The 21096-nt window shown below is 42.1% G+C and carries 19 protein-coding genes; 11 read left to right on the forward strand and 8 right to left on the reverse strand.

Annotation, left to right across the window (positions count from 1 at the left end):
• Positions 1-93: 93 nt before the first annotated feature.
• Positions 94-450, reverse strand: a complete 357-nt coding sequence (locus tag L1D46_RS03765; RefSeq protein ID WP_239976829.1) for a DUF5522 domain-containing protein — start codon at positions 448-450, stop codon at positions 94-96.
• A gap of 42 nt (positions 451-492) precedes the next feature.
• On the opposite strand from L1D46_RS03765, the gene L1D46_RS03770 reads away from it, so the two are divergent.
• Positions 493-813 carry a hypothetical protein gene (locus tag L1D46_RS03770; RefSeq protein WP_239976830.1) on the forward strand — a complete coding sequence of 107 codons (321 nt, stop codon included), beginning with the start codon at positions 493-495 and terminating at the stop codon, positions 811-813.
• A gap of 46 nt (positions 814-859) precedes the next feature.
• Here L1D46_RS03770 and L1D46_RS03775 read toward each other — a convergent pair whose 3' ends face one another.
• A complete protein-coding gene (locus L1D46_RS03775) occupies positions 860-1828 on the reverse strand; it encodes a class 1 fructose-bisphosphatase (protein ID WP_167658685.1) in 969 nt (322 codons plus the stop codon).
• Between the two features lie 160 nt (positions 1829-1988).
• Here L1D46_RS03775 and L1D46_RS03780 point away from each other — a divergent pair, with 160 nt between their 5' ends.
• Together L1D46_RS03780 and L1D46_RS03785 are read left to right on the forward strand one after the other, a co-directional pair.
• Entirely contained in the window at positions 1989-4418 is a 2430-nt protein-coding gene (locus L1D46_RS03780) for a zinc-dependent metalloprotease (protein ID WP_130050593.1), read from the forward strand.
• A 371-nt stretch (positions 4419-4789) separates the two neighbouring features.
• On the forward strand, positions 4790-5572 hold the full coding sequence (locus L1D46_RS03785; protein ID WP_063702994.1) for a YggN family protein: 783 nt from the start codon (positions 4790-4792) through the stop codon (positions 5570-5572).
• A 63-nt stretch (positions 5573-5635) separates the two neighbouring features.
• Here the strand turns inward: L1D46_RS03785 and L1D46_RS03790 are convergent, their stop codons facing one another.
• Positions 5636-7210, reverse strand: a complete 1575-nt coding sequence (locus L1D46_RS03790; RefSeq protein WP_130052246.1) for a methyl-accepting chemotaxis protein — start codon at positions 7208-7210, stop codon at positions 5636-5638.
• 154 nt (positions 7211-7364) lie between these two features.
• On the reverse strand, positions 7365-8063 hold the full coding sequence (gene rsuA, locus L1D46_RS03795) for a 16S rRNA pseudouridine(516) synthase RsuA (protein ID WP_178927402.1): 699 nt from the start codon (positions 8061-8063) through the stop codon (positions 7365-7367).
• A 58-nt stretch (positions 8064-8121) separates the two neighbouring features.
• Between rsuA and zapE the strand changes: the two genes are divergently transcribed.
• Complete coding sequence (gene zapE / locus L1D46_RS03800; RefSeq protein ID WP_239976831.1) at positions 8122-9234, forward strand: cell division protein ZapE; 1113 nt, start codon at positions 8122-8124, stop codon at positions 9232-9234.
• Between the two features lie 60 nt (positions 9235-9294).
• Here the strand turns inward: zapE and L1D46_RS03805 are convergent, their stop codons facing one another.
• Positions 9295-12315, reverse strand: a complete 3021-nt coding sequence (locus L1D46_RS03805) for a TonB-dependent receptor (protein ID WP_239976832.1) — start codon at positions 12313-12315, stop codon at positions 9295-9297.
• Between the two features lie 330 nt (positions 12316-12645).
• Between L1D46_RS03805 and L1D46_RS03810 the strand changes: the two genes are divergently transcribed.
• Positions 12646-14775, forward strand: a complete 2130-nt coding sequence (locus L1D46_RS03810; RefSeq protein WP_239976834.1) for a winged helix-turn-helix domain-containing protein — start codon at positions 12646-12648, stop codon at positions 14773-14775.
• A 1-nt stretch (position 14776) separates the two neighbouring features.
• Here the strand turns inward: L1D46_RS03810 and L1D46_RS03815 are convergent, their stop codons facing one another.
• Together L1D46_RS03815 and L1D46_RS03820 are read right to left on the reverse strand one after the other, a co-directional pair.
• Positions 14777-15106 (reverse strand): 5-carboxymethyl-2-hydroxymuconate Delta-isomerase, encoded by a 330-nt coding sequence (locus tag L1D46_RS03815; protein WP_130050598.1) that lies wholly within the window; start codon positions 15104-15106, stop codon positions 14777-14779.
• Between the two features lie 10 nt (positions 15107-15116).
• A complete protein-coding gene (locus tag L1D46_RS03820; protein WP_167659181.1) occupies positions 15117-15704 on the reverse strand; it encodes a hypothetical protein in 588 nt (195 codons plus the stop codon).
• A gap of 103 nt (positions 15705-15807) precedes the next feature.
• Here L1D46_RS03820 and L1D46_RS03825 point away from each other — a divergent pair, with 103 nt between their 5' ends.
• From L1D46_RS03825 to L1D46_RS03850, 6 genes are all read left to right on the forward strand, one after another.
• Positions 15808-16278 carry a CreA family protein gene (locus tag L1D46_RS03825; RefSeq protein ID WP_130050600.1) on the forward strand — a complete coding sequence of 157 codons (471 nt, stop codon included), beginning with the start codon at positions 15808-15810 and terminating at the stop codon, positions 16276-16278.
• Positions 16279-16281: 3 nt separating this feature from the next.
• Complete coding sequence (locus tag L1D46_RS03830; protein WP_239976835.1) at positions 16282-17064, forward strand: hypothetical protein; 783 nt, start codon at positions 16282-16284, stop codon at positions 17062-17064.
• 6 nt (positions 17065-17070) lie between these two features.
• Entirely contained in the window at positions 17071-17691 is a 621-nt protein-coding gene (locus L1D46_RS03835) for a LysE family transporter (protein ID WP_130050602.1), read from the forward strand.
• Between the two features lie 7 nt (positions 17692-17698).
• Positions 17699-18214 (forward strand): gamma-glutamylcyclotransferase family protein, encoded by a 516-nt coding sequence (locus tag L1D46_RS03840; RefSeq protein WP_178927398.1) that lies wholly within the window; start codon positions 17699-17701, stop codon positions 18212-18214.
• Complete coding sequence (locus tag L1D46_RS03845; RefSeq protein ID WP_239976836.1) at positions 18211-19758, forward strand: serine hydrolase; 1548 nt, start codon at positions 18211-18213, stop codon at positions 19756-19758. The genes L1D46_RS03840 and L1D46_RS03845 overlap by 4 nt, the downstream gene beginning before the upstream one ends.
• 68 nt (positions 19759-19826) lie before the next feature.
• Positions 19827-20747 carry a histone deacetylase family protein gene (locus L1D46_RS03850; protein WP_167659186.1) on the forward strand — a complete coding sequence of 307 codons (921 nt, stop codon included), beginning with the start codon at positions 19827-19829 and terminating at the stop codon, positions 20745-20747.
• Here the strand turns inward: L1D46_RS03850 and L1D46_RS03855 are convergent.
• Entirely contained in the window at positions 20744-21037 is a 294-nt protein-coding gene (locus L1D46_RS03855; RefSeq protein WP_239976837.1) for a hypothetical protein, read from the reverse strand. The genes L1D46_RS03850 and L1D46_RS03855 overlap by 4 nt on opposite strands.
• Positions 21038-21096 lie beyond the last annotated feature (59 nt).

Here is a 21096-nt window from a genome sequence, read left to right on the forward strand (position 1 = left end):
TTTATATCCAATTATAATGTATTTTTATTCTCATCGTCCATGCGTTATTTGCAATTAAATGCAAAATAATTGAATAAATACTCTGTTTAGGTGTTAGCTATCGGAATAAGGGCAGTTCGTACAACCATTACTACAGCAATGGCCGCGTTTTAAAAAGAACCAGCGGCTAAATACCATGTAATTGTTTTGCATAGTGTAATCGAGGTTTTCTATTAAGTTACCCTGAGTAAAATAAGGCTTAGCAAAGGCAAGCTGCTGTTCAAGAGGTTGTTGGTAAAGTTCTGATAAAAATGAATTTATCTTTTTTATAGTACAGTCTCGGCATAAACATTCTGTTGCGGTCTCATCGAGTGGTAAAATGTTGGGTAGCTCATTACACCAACAGGCATTAATATTGTCGGCTTGGCAGTTAAGGGTTGCTTTGCATCGTGAGCATGTAAGGGTTGTCATTAATTAAAAGGTGCTTTGAGATTGAAAAGGTAAGCATAGCAAATGGATAAATTAGACGCATTAGGAGAGTTTGCTCGTTTTGGTGATAATCGATTTGAGGCAATTTCAGTTATTACAAGCACTCCTGACATCCAAGATGATGTGTATATTCTAACGCAAGAAGTGTTCTGTCAGGTTCTACAGCGTGTTATTAACGGCGAAATAGATATTGATGAATTAGAACTTTGGGCGAACGTACTAGAGTCACGACAAGACATAGATGAAAGTGCCGTAGAAGGGGCTATTTACGCTTTAAGCAATAACGAGCAAATGGGTGAATTGAGTAAAAGTACGCTAAAGAAGCTATTAGATGTGATGAAATAGCTTCTTTTAGCCCTAAGCTTATTTAGCTTAAGGCATTCGCTTGTTGCTATTTATGGTAGCTTAAACAGGTTTCAACTTCGTTTTTCGAACCTAAGATCACCGCCACACGTTGGTGAATTGCATCAGGTTGAATATCCATGATGCGCTCAGTACCAGTAGAGGCTATACCGCCAGCTTGTTCGATTAACATTGCCATTGGGTTTGCTTCGTATAATAAACGTAATTTGTTAGGTTTATTTGGATCTTTCGTGTCGGTTGGGTAAGTAAAAATACCACCACGACATAATACACGGTGCACATCACCCACCATTGCAGCAATCCAGCGCATGTTGAAGTTACGACCACGCGGGCCTGTGTCACCAGCAATTAAGTCATTGATGTAATTTTGCATCGCTGGCTGCCAATGACGTTGGTTTGAAGCATTGATAGCAAATTCGCTAGTATCTTCAGGTACTTTTGCAAAGTCTTCTGTTAATAAGAAGGTACCGTGAGTTTTATCTAAGGTGAAAAAGCGTGTACCCTTGCCTGTTGTTAATGCTAGCACCGTTGATGGGCCATATAACACGTAACCTGCCGCTACTTGGTTTTTACCCGGTTGCATAAAGATACTTGGGTCGGCCGGATCTGCACCTTCAGGCGCCGCCATAATTGAGAAAATCGTACCAACGAGTGAGTTGATATCTGTATTTGATGAACCATCAAGTGGGTCGAATGCAACAATGTAGTTGGCATTAGGGTTACCCGCAACGGTGAAGTCTTCTTCTTCAGAGGCAATGGCTTTTACGTAGCCCGATTCTAATAAAATATCTTTTAAAAGTTGGTTAGTTAGAACGTCGAGTTTTTTCTGTGTTTCACCCTGAATGTTTTCGTCTAGGGTTGAGCCTAATACGCCAGATAGGGCGCCTTGACCAACACGAAATGAAATCTCTTTACATGCCGCAAGTACCGTTCTGATCAATGAGATCAGTTCACGAGGGCAACCATCTTCTAACAATACCGGTGGGAGTCTACGCATTCTATTTTCCTGATAACGTTGTAGCCAGACATTTTTAGTGTGAGAGAGAATGTCTTAGCAAGCGCTGAATTTCGTCTTAAATAGCTGATTTTTCTTGGCGGTACTTTATACTGCTTAATACCTATACAGTATTTAAAACGCGAATAACAAAGATAAGATTATGCAAAAAATACCATTACTACGATATCTGCTCTTAGCTGTGCTACTTACTATGATAACTCAAGCACACGCAGCAATTAAGTCTATAAATGATTTTACTGAAAAAATGACTCATTTTTCAGGCTATTTTTCATTTTACTACGATACAGAAAACGGCAAATTGTATCTTGAGGTGGATAAACTCGAGCAGCAATTTTTATTACAACAAAGCTTACCTTATGGTGTCGGTTCAAACGATATTGGCTTAGATCGCGGTCAGCTAGGTGATACTCACTTAGTTCAGTTTGAACGTTTTGGCGATAAGGTGATGTTAAGAGCCATTAATACTTATTACCGTGCTAACACTAATAACCTTGCGGAACAACAAAGTATTAAAGAGGCATTTGCATCAAGTATCTTAGCAGGGTTTAGTGTTGTTGCTCAGTCAGAAACCGCCGTATTAGTGGATTACACACCTTATTTATTAAGCGATGTTCATGGTGTGAGCCGTCGTTTATCGGCAACTGGCCAGGGAAGTTTTAACTTAGATAGCAACCGCAGTGCGGTTTATTTAGCACGCTCAAAAGCATTTGAAAAAAATACTGAATTAGAAGCAGTACTTACTTTTCAAGGTAATAAGCCTGGTAAGTATGTTCGCCAAGTGAGTGCAGACCCTTACGCGCTAACGGTGCATATGCATCATTCATTAATTGAACTGCCTGATGATAACTACACCCCGCGTAAGTTCCACCCTCAAGCAGGTTTCTGGAGCATTGAGCACAAAGATTATGCGGCAGCGCTGGGTGAGTCTATGTATGTGCGTTACATCCCTCGCCATCGTCTAGCGAAAAAAGATCCAAGCCTACCAATCAGCGAACCCGTTGAGCCGATAGTTTATTATTTAGATCCGGGCGTACCTGAGCCAGTTAAATCAGCATTACTTGATGGTGCTAAATGGTGGAATGATGCATTTAACGCAGCAGGCTACAAGAATGCTTTTATAGTTAAAGTGCTACCAGATGATGCCGACCCTATGGATGTACGCTACAACGTGATCCAATGGGTGCACCGTGCAACGCGTGGTTGGTCGTATGGTAGCTCTGTGATTGACCCGCGGACAGGCGAAATTATAAAAGGCCATGTGACTCTGGGTTCATTACGTGTTCGTCAAGACATCTTAATTGCAGAAGCATTAGCTGCACCTTATTTTGAAGGGAATGAAGTGGCTAAGCGCTTACAAGCAATGGCACTTGATCGTATTCGTCAGTTAAGTGCTCATGAAGTGGGGCATACTTTAGGTATTTCTCATAACTTTGCAGCCTCAGTGGCAGATAGAGCCTCTGTGATGGATTATCCACACCCGCTACTTAGCTTTAATGAACAAGGTAAGTTAGATGTTAGCCGAGGCTATGCTTCTGGTATGGGCGTTTGGGATACCCAAGTTGTTAAATACGGTTATAGCGATTTCACAAATCAAGATGAAGCACAGCAATTGGCCGCAATTTTAGCTGAGAATAAAAACAAAGGGCTGGAGTTTATCTCAGACAGTGATGCCCGCGCTCAAGGTGGTGCTCATCCAACAGGGCATTTATGGGATAATGGTCGTTCACCAAGTGATGAGCTAATGCGAGTACTTGATGTTCGTAAGCAAGCGCTGACTAACTTTGGTATAGAAAACATCAAAACAGGCACTGCTTTGTCGCAATTAGAAGAAATGCTGGTGCCGCTTTATCTATTCCATCGCTATCAAGTTGAAGCTGCTGTTAAGCTAATTGCTGGCGTGAATTACGAATACGAAGTGCGTGATGGCTCACAACCTAAAGGGGCACAGGTTGTTGCAAAGCAAACACAACAAGCTGCAGTGGATGCTATGCTTGCGACATTAAAAGCTGAGAACCTTGTTTTACCTGAGTCGGTATTAGCGCTTATTCCACCAAAAGCCTATGGTGAATCAAAATCACGGGAGAGCATTGTTGGTCGTACAGGACTAACGCTTGATGCGATGGCACTGCCAGAGGTTGCAGCTGCACATAGTTTGAGCCTACTTTTTAATAGCCAACGCATTAATCGTTTAGCGCAGCAACAAGCACGAAGTGATGCATTTTATGGTTTAGATGCACTATTAGCACAAACTTATCAGCAAATTTTCGAACAACAGGTTGCTTCAGGGATGGCTGGTAAAATTAGCCAACGTGTGCAGCTTTTAACAGCGAAACAATTTGCTGACTTAGTTGCAAGCAATGAAGTGGCACCCGAAGTACAAGCTCAATTGCGTTATTACTTAGCTAAACTCGCAAAGAGTTACCAGCAAGAATCAATGCTAGGCAGTGCATCCGTTGGGAACAGTGCATTTAAGCAATATTTAAGTGAGCAAATCAGTCTCTTTTTAGAAAGCGGTGAATGGCCTGCAAACTTTAAAGTGTTGCCAATGCCACCGGGCTCACCAATTTAATCCATTTTTACTTCAAAGCGCCTAGGGCGTGTTGACCTTTGTGGATTAAAATTTGTTCACTCTAGGGGCGATTTAATCGCGGCGCGAGATTTGTAACCTAGTGGGCTAAGTAAAAATCGAGCAACAAAGAGTTAATCGCCCCTAGGAAGAACCCGAAGGGCAGCGCGTGTTTGGCATTGATGCTGCGTTATCACCTACTTATGTGGAACAACCACACTACATAGGTTCTGCCTTGCCTAAATACCAAACACACTGCTGCAAAATTAATCACAAAAGGTCAACACGCCCTAGCATAGCTAGGCGTTTTACTTGCATAAAATTGGATATTTGCTAATCTAGCGGCCTTCCTTTTTTGTCTTTTTGAGGTGTATATGGCGTTCTTTTCTCGCTCGTTGTTAGCAGCGGCCATTACATTCTCTAGCTTTTCCAGCTACGCAACCTTAGAAAAAAAACAATGTGATGTAGAGCTAAGCCATGGCTTAATCATTACCGATGATGTCATTCGTATTGTTGATAAGGGTCAAACTCGCGTGCAAATTAACAACGATAACCAATTGTTTATACGAGGTTATTGGGTTGATTTAAGTCCCGAAGAAAGCAAAGTCGTTGAGCAGTTCAGCCGAGGGATCAGACAAACCGTCCCTGAACTTGTTGACCTGGCAACAGATGGTGTAAACCTTGGCTTAAGTGCCATCGAGCAAGTTGTTGAGGGCATGTCAGACAAAGAGCCTGAAGTGCTAAAAACTCAGCTGCAATATGTTGAACGTGCATTAATGGATAAATTTAAGCGTGGTGATGACTTTTTCTTTATTGCCCCGCAGTCGCTGTCGAAAATCGATGATTTTTTTACCAAAGAAATCAGCCAAAAAATTCACTCTGCAGTTCACGGTTCACTTGGCGCTATTTTAGTCTCGCTAGGGGATGCTTTTAAGTCGCGCGAAGGTAATATCGAAGACCGTATCAATGATATGGGGCAGCGTATGGATATCATCTCAAAAGAAATTGATAAGTCACTGCAAAAGAAAGCAGAGCAGTTAGAGATGAAGGCATCTGAGTACTGTGAGTGTTTGAACTCGTTAGATGTCACTGAATCACGCTTACAACAAATGGTGCCTGGTATGGCCGATTTTGATTTGGTACAAATAAAGTCTTAGTGCAAATTTTATAACAAGAAAGCCCAGCAGTTGCTGGGCTTTCTCGTTTTAAGTTAGCGAAGGTTAGCTGAATTTAGCGGTTTCAGTTTCTAAATCGTTAGTAAGGCCTTTGATCAAATCGGTTGCTGTATGAGCCTGATTAGATACATCAGCCGTTTGTGAAGCCGTGTCTGAGATAGTTACGATGCGTTTGGCTGTGTCTTCACCGGCATCTAGTTGCTCTTTTGCAGCAATAGCTATCTGATGGCTCATTTGTGCTATGGCGCTGAGTGAGCTTGCTACCCGTTTTAGCTCGTCATTCGCTTTTTTCGACTTTTCAACGGTTTGTTCGCTGGTTGTCATACTTAGGGACACTGATGATTTGGCATCTTGGGTTGCTGCTTGCAGTTTGCCAATCATATTACGAATTTCTTCTGTGCTGGTTTGCGTGCGCTGGGCAAGTCCGCGCACTTCATCAGCAACTACAGCAAAGCCTCGCCCTTGCTCACCAGCACGGGCGGCTTCTATCGCAGCATTAAGCGCAAGCAAGTTGGTTTGCTCGGCAATACCTTGAATAACACTGAGTACATTTGCGATGTTATTTACCTCATCATCGAGTACTTGAATATTATTACCAGCGCTGTCAATTTGCTGCTCTAAAAGCGCGATGGTGTCAGCAGCCTCGCTGGTTAAGTGACTTGCACTTTGACCTTGCTGCTCAGCTTCTTGCACTGAGTAGGCTGCTTGTTCGGCATGTTCAACAACCGTTTGCGCTGAGGCTGTTAACTCGGTAATTGCTGAAGCAACCATTTGAGTTTCTTCATTAAGGCTACGAGTCAGTTTATCGAGTTCAACAGAGCGAGATTCGTTATCGACACTTTGATTCTTTAAGCTATCTGTAACGCCTTTAATGCCGCCAACAACGCCACGTAAACCTTGCTGCATGTAATGCATGGCAGCAATAATGCTCTCTGGAGGAGCATCTTGGCGAATATGTGAGTTTAAGTTGCCGCGAGAGACGTTTTTAACAATACCAATTACTTCATCAATTTCGCCGCCTAAGGCATTAGTCAGCGATGAACCAAAGCGAGCAATAGCAAAAGTCAGCGCAATGGCAATAAGCATGGAAAGGCCCAGCAACCACTTAGCGGTATTCCAATAACGTTCATCAACTTCTTTAGCGCTAATGCCAGTACCAACATACCAGCCAAACAGCGGTGTTTTTTGTACTACAGAGGTTAAATCTACCGTTTCACCATCACGCACTGAATCCCAATGATAGGTGATAATTTTATTGGTTGTGTTACCCACTAAATTTTCGACCATACGGCCGATGCTGTTGCCACTGGCGTCTTTAAAATCATTAAAGCTGGTGCCATGCAGCTCAGGGTCGTGTGGGGTAGCGACAAAATTTAAGTTGTTGTCGACGACGTACACATATTCTGAGTCGTGGTATTTATTTTCGCGCAGCACCTGAATAGCAAGTTTCTTTGCTTGTGCTTCTTTGAGTTGGTTGTTTTTAACCATCAACTCAAATTGCTCAACAATATTGGTAGTGCTTTTCATGAGCTGGTTGATACGCGCGATGTTGTCGCTTTCGCTAGCATGGCGTAAAGACTGTAAGCCAAGTAAAGCTATCGCAGATAACGCAATAAACATAGCGATAGCAAATAAGGTGATTTTTGTTTTTAAAGCTAGTCCTGATAACACAGTCAGCCTCCTTTATTATTTCCCCTGTTAACTTTTACCACGTTTGTCTGGTTTTATTAAGGAAAAATGACAGCGTTATCATGACTTTTGCTCAAGTACCTATTTAGAGCTTGAGTTCGGCTTCTGTAAGAGCACGATATTCACCGCTTGCAAGGCTTTCATCGAGGGTGATATCCGCTATTTTTTCACGATGTAATTCAACAACTTTATTGCCTACAGCGGCAAGCATTCGTTTAACTTGATGGTATTTACCTTCGCAAATTGAAAGGCGTAAGCTGTAGCTTGCAAGTTTTTCAACAATAGCAGGGCGAGTTAGCTCTTTTTCGTTGTGCAATTGTACCCCTTGCTCTAACGCTGCAATCGCTTCTTCATCAATAGGCTCTTGAGTTTCAACTAAATAAGTTTTGAACTTGTTATGCTTTGGGGCTGTAATTTTGTGTGACCAGTCGCCGTCATTAGTAATGATCACTAAACCTGTAGTATCGATATCTAACCGACCTGCAACATGAAAGTCGCTCATGTTTGGTTCATCAAGTAAATCGAATACAGTCGGGTGAAGGTCATCTTTATTAGCACACACATAGCCCGCTGGCTTATTAAGCATGTAGTAGCGCTTGCCTAAAAAGACCAGCGGCTCGCCTTGCCAGCGAATATCATCATCTTGTGTTACAGACAAATCGAATGAGGTGATCACCTCACCATTAACAGTGGCGTATTTGCGTTTAATACCTGCTCTGGTCTTGCTGCGAGGTAACTCGGCAATATGGCTGATAAATTTATCTAAACGGCATGGAAATTTCATTGGGATCACATTTTTAGTCGGCTACAATGGCGGCGAGTATAGCGGATACTAGTTACCTATGACAGTACAGCAAGGACAAATATTACAGTATTACCAAGCGCAAATAGCCAAAGGTGATTTGCAAGAAGACCGTGCCCAGCGCACAGCGATTAATGCTCTTGATAATCTAGCCACAGAACTGGCTGCGCCAAGACATTGGTGGCAAAGCGCAAAGCCAATAAAAGGGGTCTATTTATATGGCCCAGTAGGACGTGGTAAATCCATGTTGATGGACGTGTTTTTCAAGTTGGTCAATATTGAAGCTAAGCAGCGTTTGCACTTTCATCATTTTATGAAGCAAGTGCATGAGCGCCTAACCCAGCTGCAAGGGCAAAAAAATCCTCTAAAGGTGATTGCTAAAGAGTGGGCAGAGCACATTCGCTTGATTTGTTTCGATGAGTTTTTTGTCTCTGATATTGGTGATGCTATGATCTTGGGTGGTTTATTCAAAGCCCTGTTTGAGCAGCAAGTCGTGTTAGTCGCGACCTCAAACTGCCAACCTGAGCAGTTATATCGCAACGGTTTACAGCGAGCACGATTTTTACCCACTATCGATTTATTAAATGAGCATTGTCATGTTTTAAGTGTTGAAGGCGATACAGATCATCGCTTTCGCTTTGGCAAACAAACCGAACATTATTTTATTAATAACAAAGATGCCCTAACAGAGCGCTTTTTAAAACAAGAGCAAGCAGTGCAAAGGCAAACAATGATAGAGGTTTGCCATCGTAAGCTTAGTTGTGTAATGCAAGCTCAAGACGCCATTATGTTTGATTTTATGACGCTTTGCTCAGGACCCAGAAGCACGGCGGATTATATTTATTTGGCAGAGCAGTTTCTGCGCGTTTATTTAGTCAATGTGCCAGTAATGGGGCGCGGGGCAACGGGCAAGCAAATTGTGCATGGCATTGAAGATAGTTATCAGCGAGAAAAGCAAGATTTACAAGAACACTTTTTAGATGATGAAGCTCGGCGCTTTATTGCTTTGGTTGATGAGTTTTATGATCGCAGCCGATTACTGGTGATTTCGGCCGAGGTGGGTATTAGCGATTTATATCAAGGGCAAAAACTGGCATTTGAATATGCGCGAACTGAATCTCGATTAGTTGAGATGCAAAGCTGGAAAAGATAAAAGGCGCAATAAAAATGCGCCTTTGATTTCAGCCTAGCTGGGGATCTTCATATGAAACGGTTAAAAGCTATATTGAGCACCTACATACACGTAGCGACCTGCACCACCGCCGTATGCGCTATAGTAGTTACCACGGCCATATGGATAAAAGTCACCTTTATTATCAAACACGTTATTCACACCACCGAATACGCGCAGTTGGCTCTGTTTACCAAGTGATAGAGTGTAAGACGCTGAAAGGCTGTGTTTTAAGAACGAACCATAATCTTGGTAGGCAAGTTTTTCTGGGTTACTGATACAGGTATCTTCACCAGTCTCACAGCGGGCATCGTTTTCGGCAATATACTCTTGGTAATCTTCTTCAAGACTTTGGCTTGCTTTAAATGAGCCTAAGTAATTTGTACGCCAGCGAATACGTAAGTTATCGTTACGCCATGTAAGTGACATTGATGCTTTATCTTTGCTGCTGCCGTAACCTGCGTAATGGCTAGTTACTAAGCTGCCATCAAGGCCTTCATAAGTTTGCGAATTTTCGATTACATGGTTGTAATCTAGTTTAAACGACAACTGACCTAGGTTATCTAAGTCTAGTTTGTACTGTGCAACCACATCGTAACCACGTGCAGTTAGCTCATCGAGGTTATATTGACGCTGTAGAATTTTGATAATGTTACCTTCGCTATTACGGGTAATGTCATTACAAAATACGTTGTCTTCACCCCATGCAGCTTCTGAGTTGTAGCACTCACGCATGATGTTTTCATTACTGATCTGCGAAATCGCATCAACAATGGCAATATCGTAGTAATCAACGGCAAGATTAAAGTTTTCTATAAAGGCAGGAGCCACTGTCACACCAAATGTATAAGTATCAGCGGTTTCTTCTTTTAGATTTTCGTTACCAGCCCCTGGAGAATAGCTGTTGTTCTCATCGCTGAATTCAAAGTTTGGATCAGCAGCAAGTTGTGTTGCTAAAGTTGGCTCTTTACGGCAGTTATCGTGACCTGGTTTAGTTGATGTTGCTGTTAAACCGTCACAAATATCATCATAGCTGTCGTAATCGCCACGTGCTGGTGACATAAGTTCAGTGATCGTTGGTGCACGTTGAGCGCGAGCGTAGTTTGCTCTAAATGCATAGCCTTCGATTGGTTCCCAAAATACACCTAGCTTGTAGCTGGCAACGGTGTTGACGTTTTCCATGCTGTAGTTAGCTAAACGTAATGAAGTTTCTGCACTTAAATTTTTTGCTAAAGGAGCATCTTTTAACAGCGGGATCGCAAGTTCTGCAAAAGCTTCATAGACTTCAACTTCGCCATAAAAATTTGGTACATAGTTGAAGGTAATACCACCAGCTTTCATGTCGTCGCTGGTTGATAGGTCTTGGCTATCTTTACGATATTCGCCACCAAATACAGCGGATACAGAGCCTGCTGGTAATTCAAATAAATCACCCGCTACGTAGCCGACCACGCCATATTGTTTTATTTCGGTATCAATAATAGGGTTGGTGCGGATCCAAGCGGCCATCTCTTCGGTGATAGAGCCTTCACCAAATAAGTTAATTGGCACACAGCCTTCAGCGCGAGCTGCTTCATCAATACATTGAATGGTGCCATCTGCTAACTGTTCAGCTTGCAAGGCTTGATTAAGTTTTACGGTATTTAATTCATTACTGCGGATTTGGTGCTGGGTAAAACGACCATAACTTGCTGATAGATCCCAGTCCCACTCGTCGTTAAATAACGTGCCTTGAAGACCTGCCCAACTACGAATAGTTTTACGGGTATTATCTGTGCTGATATTACCGACTTCGCTAAAGCGGCGATCCCAATAAATGCGATCTTTATATGGGTTGGCATCGAGAATTTCTTGCGGCACATATGGGTTGTCGATTGGGATATAGCCCGGTGCTACATCTGCAAGAGGCTCGCCAGTGGTAGGGTCATAACGCGGTACATAGGCACCTTCGTATTCATCTTCAGGCGACTTATTGTTAAACGAGCCACTTTCACTGTATTGAACTTGTGCGTAAAACATCACATCGTCAGTTAAGTCATAATCAATTTTAACTGCTGCAGATACGTTATCGCTTGGTACATCAAGCATCACGTATTGATTTGAATTCACACCGTAAATTTCTTCGTTGCCTTTCCAGTCATCACGTAGGGTTTGACCGTCATACCAAAACTGAGTGTCGTTGTTATTATTTTCTAAGAACACACCGCCCGGAATACCATCGCTTTTGCTAACCCAATCAGCTTGTGTGATGTCACGCATACATTGATCGCCATCTGCTGTTTGCATTACATTACACATGCGATCTGGGTCGTAATCGTAACTATCTTCAATTTGTGCGCGTTTACGATCGTAAAAAGTCATACCGAAATCACGGTCCCAGTTGGCACTGAAATAGGCGTAACCGCGATCTTCAGCAAATGAGGTGCCGTAGTTTAAATCAAGGGTAAATTCTTTACCGCCGCCATCGGTGGTTTCACCTGTATTCGCTTTAAAGTCAAAGCCTTCTTTTTTTGATTGGGTGATAATATTTACCACACCCGCTACAGCATCGGCACCATAGGTTGCAGATGCACCGCCACTGATTATTTCAACACGCTCAACCATGCCGCTCGGAATGGTATTTAAGCTTACATAGTTGCCGCTGTAGCTATTTGAAACAACACGGCGACCATCAATCAGTGTTAGTGTACGATTAGCACCTAAATCTCGTAGTTGTACTGTAGATAACCCTGTTGCTGATACACTTGATTGGCTGGTGGTGTTACCTATGCTCTCACTAAGAGCAGGCATATTATCAACAAGAATATCTGATAAGTTGGTTAAACCTGTATCGGCAATGGCTTCACGGTCCATTGTGACCAGTGGTGTTGGAATTGAAAAACTATCGCGTTTAATACGTGAACCTGTTACAACAATTTTTTCAGGTTCTTCAGTTTGTTCATTAGCTGCTGGAGTGGTGTTGGCAGGGCGGGCAATCTCAGCCTCATTGGCAAATGCATGCTGGCTAAAACCACTGGCAACAGCAAGTGCAATAGCACAAGGTTTGGTTAGTAGATTTCTCACAGGCGTTCCTAGTTGTTTTATTTTTAGTTTTTAGAACCAGAGTGATGCTCTTTTTAAGGGCAGTTAAAATTTACAGTGAGCAACACTCTGGTTGGTCGGTATTGACGTAAAAATTTTTATAGGAATGTGAACTTAACTACAATCTTAGGTGGCTCGTTTATGTCTCTATTTTACATCTATTGAATATCTATTTATTTAAAATCAGTGGCTTAAGAAGTGGTCATTGTTAACTGTTTTGCAACGTTAAAGCTGGTGAAAGAACCACTTTTACGATAAATTGATAGGGCTTTATACTGCTGTACTTCTAAAATGGGGTTTTATTTAGAGTAAATGGAAACATCTAATCGCGTTTATCTGCTGGGCTCATGTATTGTTAACCCACTCGAAAATAAACTGATCTGCAATGGTAGTGAACAACTTTTGCAGCCTAAGTTTATTGAGTTGTTAGCCTGCTTAGTGGCGCGTTACCCCGAACCAATCACGCGTGAAGAGCTCATCAATCATGTATGGGAAGGCAATTTTTATGTCGGTGAAAAAGCCTTAACGAATGCTATTTGGCATTTACGAAAAGCATTTAAAGAGCTCGACCCAGAACAAACTTACATAGAGACATTACGAAAAACTGGCTATCGCGTTTTGTTAAAGCCTCAGCCAATAGATACAGCTGATAAAGATAAACCTGGTCCCTTAAGTATCACTGCTGCGCAGATTCGCCAGCTGTTCGTAGCTTTATGTGTAATTAGCCTAGCAGTGATGTATTGGCTGTTTTCTTCGCCTTCAGAACAAACAAATTCAAGCTTTGTGCTACCGCTCAATAGCATCGAAAGTGTTACGGCAAGCCCTGGTCGTGAGATTTACCCTTCAATTTCAGATGATCAGCATTATTTAGTGTATTCGTGGCGTCAGCTTGGTAAACCAAATAACCTATATTTACGCGATTTACATTTTCCTGAGCATCCTGCTAAGCAATTAACAGACTCACCCTATACTGAAGGCCGCTCTGTGTTTAGCCCAGATGCAAACACGTTGTACTATTACCGAATGGCGTCAGATGTCTGTGAAATTGTAAAGCTGTCTTTGGTTAATGCTACCAGTGTTGTATTAGGGGAGTGCAGTAATAAATATGCCCCAGATCTTGATATCAGTAGTGATGGTAAAACCTTGGCTTACATTGCTGATCACACCAGTAAGTCAGGTGATTATGTAACTCGTATTAAGCTGCTCGATTTACAGGCAAAACAAACAAGTGAAACGGTTATTCCTTGCAATAATGACTGCGAAACTGTGTATGAGTCGGTATCGTTTTCGCCAAGTGCTCAGCGAGTTGTGGTTACTCGTACTGTTAAAAACAACCAAAAAGCGCTGTTTTTAATTGATGTAAAGACAGGGCAAAGCCAACGCTTAACTCATGACTTTGTTGATATTCATGGTGTGGATTGGCATCCATCTAAAGAGCAATTGGCGTTTAGCGCAGTTGAAGGCGGCAAACGTTATGGCTATTTTTACGATATTAATGATCAAACCCTAATTAACACGCAAATCGCTGGTATGAGCTCGCCTAATTACAGTAGCGATGGCAGTGTTTATTATCATCAATGGGATTTAGATAAAGTGATCACGCGTTTGAAAATAGACGAGCAAGTAGCCAGCTCACCGTTTTCTATGCTGTCGACCAACTTTAGTTCGCTATTTCCTGAATATAATCAGCAGCAAGATAAACTGCTGTATGTGTCGAATGAATCGGGCAGTTCGCAGCTTTGGATTGTAAACCCCGATAGCAGCTCGCGAAAGCAACTTACCCATTTTGCACATAACACGGGGGAAATTCGTGACCCAACTTGGTCAGCTGATGGGCGCTATATTTTGTTTTCTTTGTACGACAATGGCAGTACCCGCTTATACTTTTATGATTTCAAAGTAGAGCAAAGCCAACAAATCAAGCTGCCATTTAGTCATGCAGTTAAACCCAAGTTTAGCGCTGATAGCCAGCATATTTTAGTCTCTGATGGTGACTACCTATACCGTTATGACTTAACAGCAAAAAGCCTAGGCAAAGCCGTTGATGTACCAGCGCAGTTCGGCGTTGAAACACAAGCGGGTGATATTTTATTTACTAATTCACGCCATGCTATTTGGATTAAACACCATGAGACGGGTGTTGAAGAAATGCTTGTGAATGATATTAAATTGGCGCGCAATTATGCATGGTTGCTGGTGGCAAAAAATGCTTACCATGATGGGCGTATTTATTATTATAAAGAACGCTTAGGTGATTACCGCATAAGCTACTATGACTTAGCGAGTAAGCAGCACCATGATTTAATTGCTTTACCTGAGCGAGCTTATAGCCGCTCATCGGGTCTGACCTACATACCCAATGAGCGTTGGTTGGTTTACACCGCATACCTATCGCCAGAGACAGAAATCAAGCGCTTACCTGCAGCCTATTTACCTAAGTGAGTTAACACTTACGATAGATATCAGCATCCATATCGTAAATATTAACGCTTAAACTATACGAGCGGCGGCAGTATGTTTTTAAGCAACTTAGCAATTGCTCACTGAGCATTTGCTTTTGCTCTATGGTTCTGCCTGCCATGATTGATGCGCCGATGTGAATAAAGCCATCTTTGCCTTCACCTAATTCGTAATGCTGATAAGCAATTGCACGAGTCTTTATGGTCGAAAGCTCAAATAAGCCAGAGTCAAAAACGGCTTGGTGAACTTTTTCAACTAACACTTGTGGCAGAATTGGCAAGTCTTCTGAGTGTTCTATAACAATGTGCGGCATAGGGTTTTCCTTAAAAGCGGTAACTAAAACCGATGTTTGTCTGAAATTGGTTTAACACATCACCATCAAAGTGCCATAGACATTGATTGTCTTCTGATGTTGGCAATGTGCACGATACATTGCTTGCATTATTTACAATAGTTGCCAGCCAGCGAGTTTCAACATAAACCCGAGCTTGTTCAGTAAATAAATAATCAGCGCCAGCATAAAGGCCCGAGGTAAAAAATGTATCAGAATCGGCAAAGTCAGTGCTGACGTAGTTTGCGCCAATTTGGGCGCCAACAAAACCAACCACACGGTCAGCCAATGGCACTTCTACGGCACTTTGAAATAGCAGATATTGCATCTCGACTTGCTTGTTGGTTTGGTCTTTCATATCAAGTTCGGTTGCTGAATAAAAGAACCCGTAACGAGCATTATCAATGGTTCTATCAAGACTGACAGTAAAATGGCTGTCATCCTCAAGCTCAATTTTAAGGTTTTCTTCGGTTTGCACCGAGTTAGTAAAGTTTTTGCCAAAACCAGCGCTAATAGAGTAGCCAGCATGAGCTGTACTACTTAAGAACATGAAACACAGTAAACCAAACGATTTTTTCATTGTTTAGATGCTCGTTGTTGAAGATATTTTGAGATAGTATTGAAACATAGCAAGCAAATCGTTGTAAACGGACAACTATCGCTTTTTAATAAGGAACACTAGGATGAAGTTACTAAAATTAGCTGCTTTGACTGCGCCACTAGTTTTGTTGAGCGGTTGCTCGGATGATGCTGCTTCGGTAAGTTTAGGGTTATTCACTACCAAAGATATTAAAGTGGTATCACAACAAGATCCGCTGATCAGCGGTGTTACTTGCCACATTAGTCATATTGAAGCGAATCTTGATTTTGCTGATCCATCCGATATGTCTATTGCCTGTCGTCAAACAGGGCCGATTACGGCTGAACAATTACAGCAAATTGACCGCAGTAAATCGGGTGAAGTGGTATTTAAGTCATCGAAAAGTATTTTGTTTAAATCGTTAAAAGTGCGTCGAATTTATGATGCACCTACACGCACTCTTTTGTATTTGTCTTATTCAACCAAAGAGTCAAGTGGCAGCCATCATCACGCTTTATCTACCGTGCCCCTTTACAACACGGATGCATGGCAATGGGCACAAACACAAGAGTAATTTATGTTAGCGTTATTTAAATCAGCCCCGTTAATTGATGAGCAAGAGCAGCAATGGTTAATTGATACCTTTTTATGGGCGGTTGAGCATTTTGATAGTGATTATTTTTTAAAGCATACCCAAGTTATTTTACCCAACGGACAATTTTTTCCAGATAGGGTGTCGAGCGTCAGTGAAATGGCTGAAAAGGTATTTAGTCGAGTTGTTGATTATGCGGGTATGAAGGCGTGGCCAATTAACTTAGTTGCGCCATCAGGGCTGACTCCTCAGGTGTTTCCGCACTTTGAGTTCCAAGACAATTTACGCGGTAGCGAGGCAAGTTTAATCGTACCGGCAAATCACCCGGTGAATATCTCGTTTAACCCAAACCAAATAAATCAACCACAAGATTTAGTCGCAAGTTTTGCAGGAACCTTAGCCACTATTTTGATTCACCATGTGGGTGTATTACCTCCTGGCGGTAAAGAGTACTTACCACAAGCAAGTGATGCGTTAGCATGCTATTTAGGTTTTGGGGTAATGATGAGCAATACGGTATATCAATTTAAAGGTGGCTGTGGCTGCGGTTATAACCCCTATGCCAATCGCCAAGCGGCGCTGACTGAACCACAGACTCTGTTTATGCATGCGCTGGTTACGCACTTTAAAGGGGACAGTCAGTCGAAAAAGTTTTTAAAGCCCCATTTACGCAGCCAATATAAAAAAGCGCAAAAGCAAATTAACGCTTTGATTAGTAATAGTGCAAATCCTTTGCTGTTGGCTCTAGATGAACAAGCCGTAGGATAATTTTTCGTGCAGTATTTAGATGAGTTTTTATTGATTGCTATTGCTCATTTTTTTGCAGTGGCAAGTCCAGGCCCTGACTTTGCGATCGTACTAAAACAAAGTATTCAACAAGGTCGTAAAAATGCGCTCTGGACAAGTGCCGGTGTGGGTGCGGCTATTCTGTTACATATTGCTTATTGTGTATTAGGTGTGGCGTTAATATTATCGCAGTCACCAAGCTTATTTATGGCTTTAAAATACGTTGCAGGGGCCTATCTGGCTTACTTAGGTGTACAAGCCTTACGCAGTGCAAAACCCAACGATAGTAAGCAGCAAACTCTTGCACCTGCTGAGCCTGAATCTGTGTATAAAGCATTTCGACGCGGCTTTTTTACTAATGCCCTTAATCCCAAAGCAACGCTGTTTTTTATGTCGCTGTTTACTCTTGTGATTAGTCCTGAAACACCCGTTTTAGTGCAAGCTGGATATGGTGTATATATGGCAATGGCAACTTGGTTGTGGTTTTCATTTTTATCATTGGTGTTATCAAAAACATCGGTGAGAGCATTTTTCTTAAAAAGCGGATATTGGTTTGATAGAGGCATTGGGGTGATCTTAATTGCCTTAGCTATTCGCGTTGTTGTGTGAGGTGAGTATGGCGCTGTATAACTTTTCATTTGGTTCAAATATGTCATCGAGTCGATTGCTGGCAAGGCTACCTGGAGCAAAACGGGTGGGCACAGCCATTTTAAAGGGTTATGAGCTGACTTTTGATATGGTGAGTACCGATGGTTCTGCAAAATGCAGCGTGCGTAAAACAGGGCAAGCAGATACCTTGGTATATGGCGTTGTTTATCAGCTTAACGAAGCGGAAAAGTCGATTCTTGATGATATCGAAGGGCCACGTTATGACTGTGTAGATATCACCGTTGAGCTAATTGATGGCGAGCAACTCGCTGCGCATTGTTATATTGCTAACACCCTTGATGAGTCTTTACTTCCATTCGACTGGTATCTTCAGCATGTTCATCGCGGAGCGCTTGAAGCAGGTGTACCAAATCATTACAGTGAAGCAATACTCGCAAGACAAAGTTGCGATGATCCAGATAAAACCCGAGCAGCGAAAGAGTTCGCTATTCACAACAATAAAAATCACCAAGGGATATTATGAAACTCCGTAAATTAGCCGTTGCAGCGGCATTGTTATCAAGCTGTTCGTTTTACAGCTATGCTGATATTGATACTAAGAAAATCGAAAAAGTGATCGAAACGTCGATGGCACGTTTTGATGTACCGGGTATGGCTGTGGCGATTGTTGAAAATGATAAAGTCGTGTTAGCAAAAGGTTTTGGTGTATCTCACCTTGATACCGGTAAAAAAGTAAATAAAGACACATTATTCGGTATAGCCTCAAACACCAAAGCATTTACCGCAGCAGCGTTAGCTAAATTGATTGATGAAGGCAAGCTAAGCTGGGATGACAAAGTTATTGATCATCTACCTGAGTTTCGCTTGTATGACCCTTATGTTACGCGTGAAATGACCATTCGCGATTTATTAAGCCACCGTAGCGGTTTGGGTTTAGGGCAAGGTGATTTAATGATTTGGCCAGATACCGACAAATCGATTGATGAGATCATCGCAGGCCTAAAATATTTGAAACCGGCAAGTAGTTTTCGCAGTAAATACGCGTATAACAACCTAATGTTTGTGACAGCAGGTGAGGTGGTTGCGCGTGTCTCTGGCATGAGCTGGAATGATTATATTGAGAAAAATATTCTTGAGCCTCTCGATATGAAAAACTCGCGAGCTGGTTTTTCACGTATCCCTAGTAGTAATAAAAACTGGGCTACGGGTCATATCCCAATGGATGGGCAACTACATCCATTTTTTGTTAACTACCTTGAAGACTTCCGTGGTGCAGGTGCGATTGCATCAAGCGTGAGTGATATGAGCCAATGGCTACGCACGCAGCTTGCACATGGCAAAATGCCAAATGGCGATCAGTTATTCACTGAAAAGCAGCAGCAACAAATGTGGCATCCACATACTACGTCAATGGCCTCAAAAAGAGCTTATGAAGCTTACCATCAGCAATTTAGAGGCTATGGTTTAGGCTGGAGTATTGAAGACTTCCACGGCATTAAAAAGTTAGGCCATGGTGGTGGTATCTTAGGTATGGTGTCTCAAGTGACATTATTACCAGAGAAAAACCTCGGTATTGTGATTCTTAGTAACCAGCAAGCATTTAGTGCGTTATCTGCAGTAACTTATGAAGTGTTAGAAGATGCATTAGATCTTGAAGATAAAGACTGGGTTGAAGATCTTGCGAAAAAGCATTTTGAAGGTAAAAAAGAAGCTTACGCAAATGCAAAACCAGAAACACCGGCCGATTATCAACCGAAACTACCAAACATCAACTACACAGGTACACTGCATGATAACTGGTATGGTGATGTGGTCATCGAAGAGTTAAATGGTCAGCTACGTATTGATTTTACTCATACAAAGCGCTTAAAAGGTCAACTAGAGCATTACACTGGCAATACCTTTATTGTTAAGTGGGATGAAAAGTTACTTGAAGCGGATGCTTACATAGAGTTTCAAATGAGCCCAGAAAACAGAGTGAGTGGTGCGAAAATGCGCGCTGTATCAACGGCGGTCACTGACTTTAGTTTTGACTTTAGAAATTTAGATTTACGCGCTAAAAAGTAAACCAAAGTCGCAAAGCCACCATTCGGTGGCTTTGTTATACTGGGGGAAAATAATCCAAGGAGCGTATTATGAGAACGGCAGTTATCTCACATCCATTTTGTCGTAAACATAAAATGATTGAGGATCACCCAGAATGTCCCGCGCGTTTAGATGTGATCACCGACCGTTTGCTAGCAAGCGGTGTTGATATTGCAATTACTCATTTACAAGCTCCAAAAGCTAGCCGCGACGATTTTTTACGTGCTCATGATGAGTCTTTGGTCAGCCATGTAGAACAAACAATTCCTAATGACGGGCTTGCTGAATTAGACGGCGATACCTGGCTGTGTCCAGACTCAATGAAAGCGATTGAGCGCGCCGTTGGCGCCGGGTTATTAGCCGTTGATGAGATCCTTGCTGATAAGCTAGATGCAGCTTTTTGCTCGGTTAGACCGCCGGGCCATCATGCAAACCGCAGCTCCTCTGCAGGGTTTTGCGTTTTTAATAATCTAGCCATTGCCGTGAAATATGCGCAAAGCAAAGGTGTAAAACGCATCGCTATTTTAGACTTCGATGTTCACCATGGAAACGGCACTCAAGATATCTTTTTAGAAGATGATAATGTGTTGTTTTGCTCTTTGTTTCAACACCCATTTTATCCTAATACTGCGGTTGAAAATAACGCGACTTTAGTGAACTCACCGCTGCCAATTGCCAGTGATGGTAATGACTTGAAAGCTGTGTACCTTGAGCAATGGCTGCCAAAACTCAATGAATTTAAGCCTGAACTATTGTTTATTAGTGCTGGGTTTGATGCTCACCTTGAAGATGACATGGCAAGCCTGAAGTTTGTTGAAGATGATTACGCATGGCTCACTACACAACTAGCTGAGTTTTGCCAACAGCAAGATTGTAAAGGGATTGTCTCTTACCTCGAGGGGGGTTATGCCTTATCAGCCCTTGGTCGAAGTGCTGTGGCGCATATTAAAGCGCTGGTGGATGCACCTTAATCTGCCAGCATAGCAAAGGCTTGCGATGGTCTAAGCCGAGAAACCTTACTTAAACAGCACACTCCTTCTTGTGCTAGATGCTCAGTCACTTTAGTCGCAAGCTCAGCGTCAGTTAAGGCTTTAACGCTCTCACCCTGCAAATTAACATACTGCCCTGTAGCTAAAAGCATAATAACTGCGAGTTGCTGCTCCTCACTCAAACCATAAACAAAGCTTTCAATATCGGCTTCATCTTCTACTAATGCTAATTCATTAGCTGAAAAAATAATCTTAGGAAATGATGAGTGCATTTATTGTCCTGTGTCAAAGTTGCCAATATTGAAATGATTATAATTGTCAATTCATGCAA

This window comes from Pseudoalteromonas sp. Isolate3, assembly GCF_022398505.1.
Classification (GTDB): domain Bacteria; phylum Pseudomonadota; class Gammaproteobacteria; order Enterobacterales; family Alteromonadaceae; genus Pseudoalteromonas; species Pseudoalteromonas apostichopi.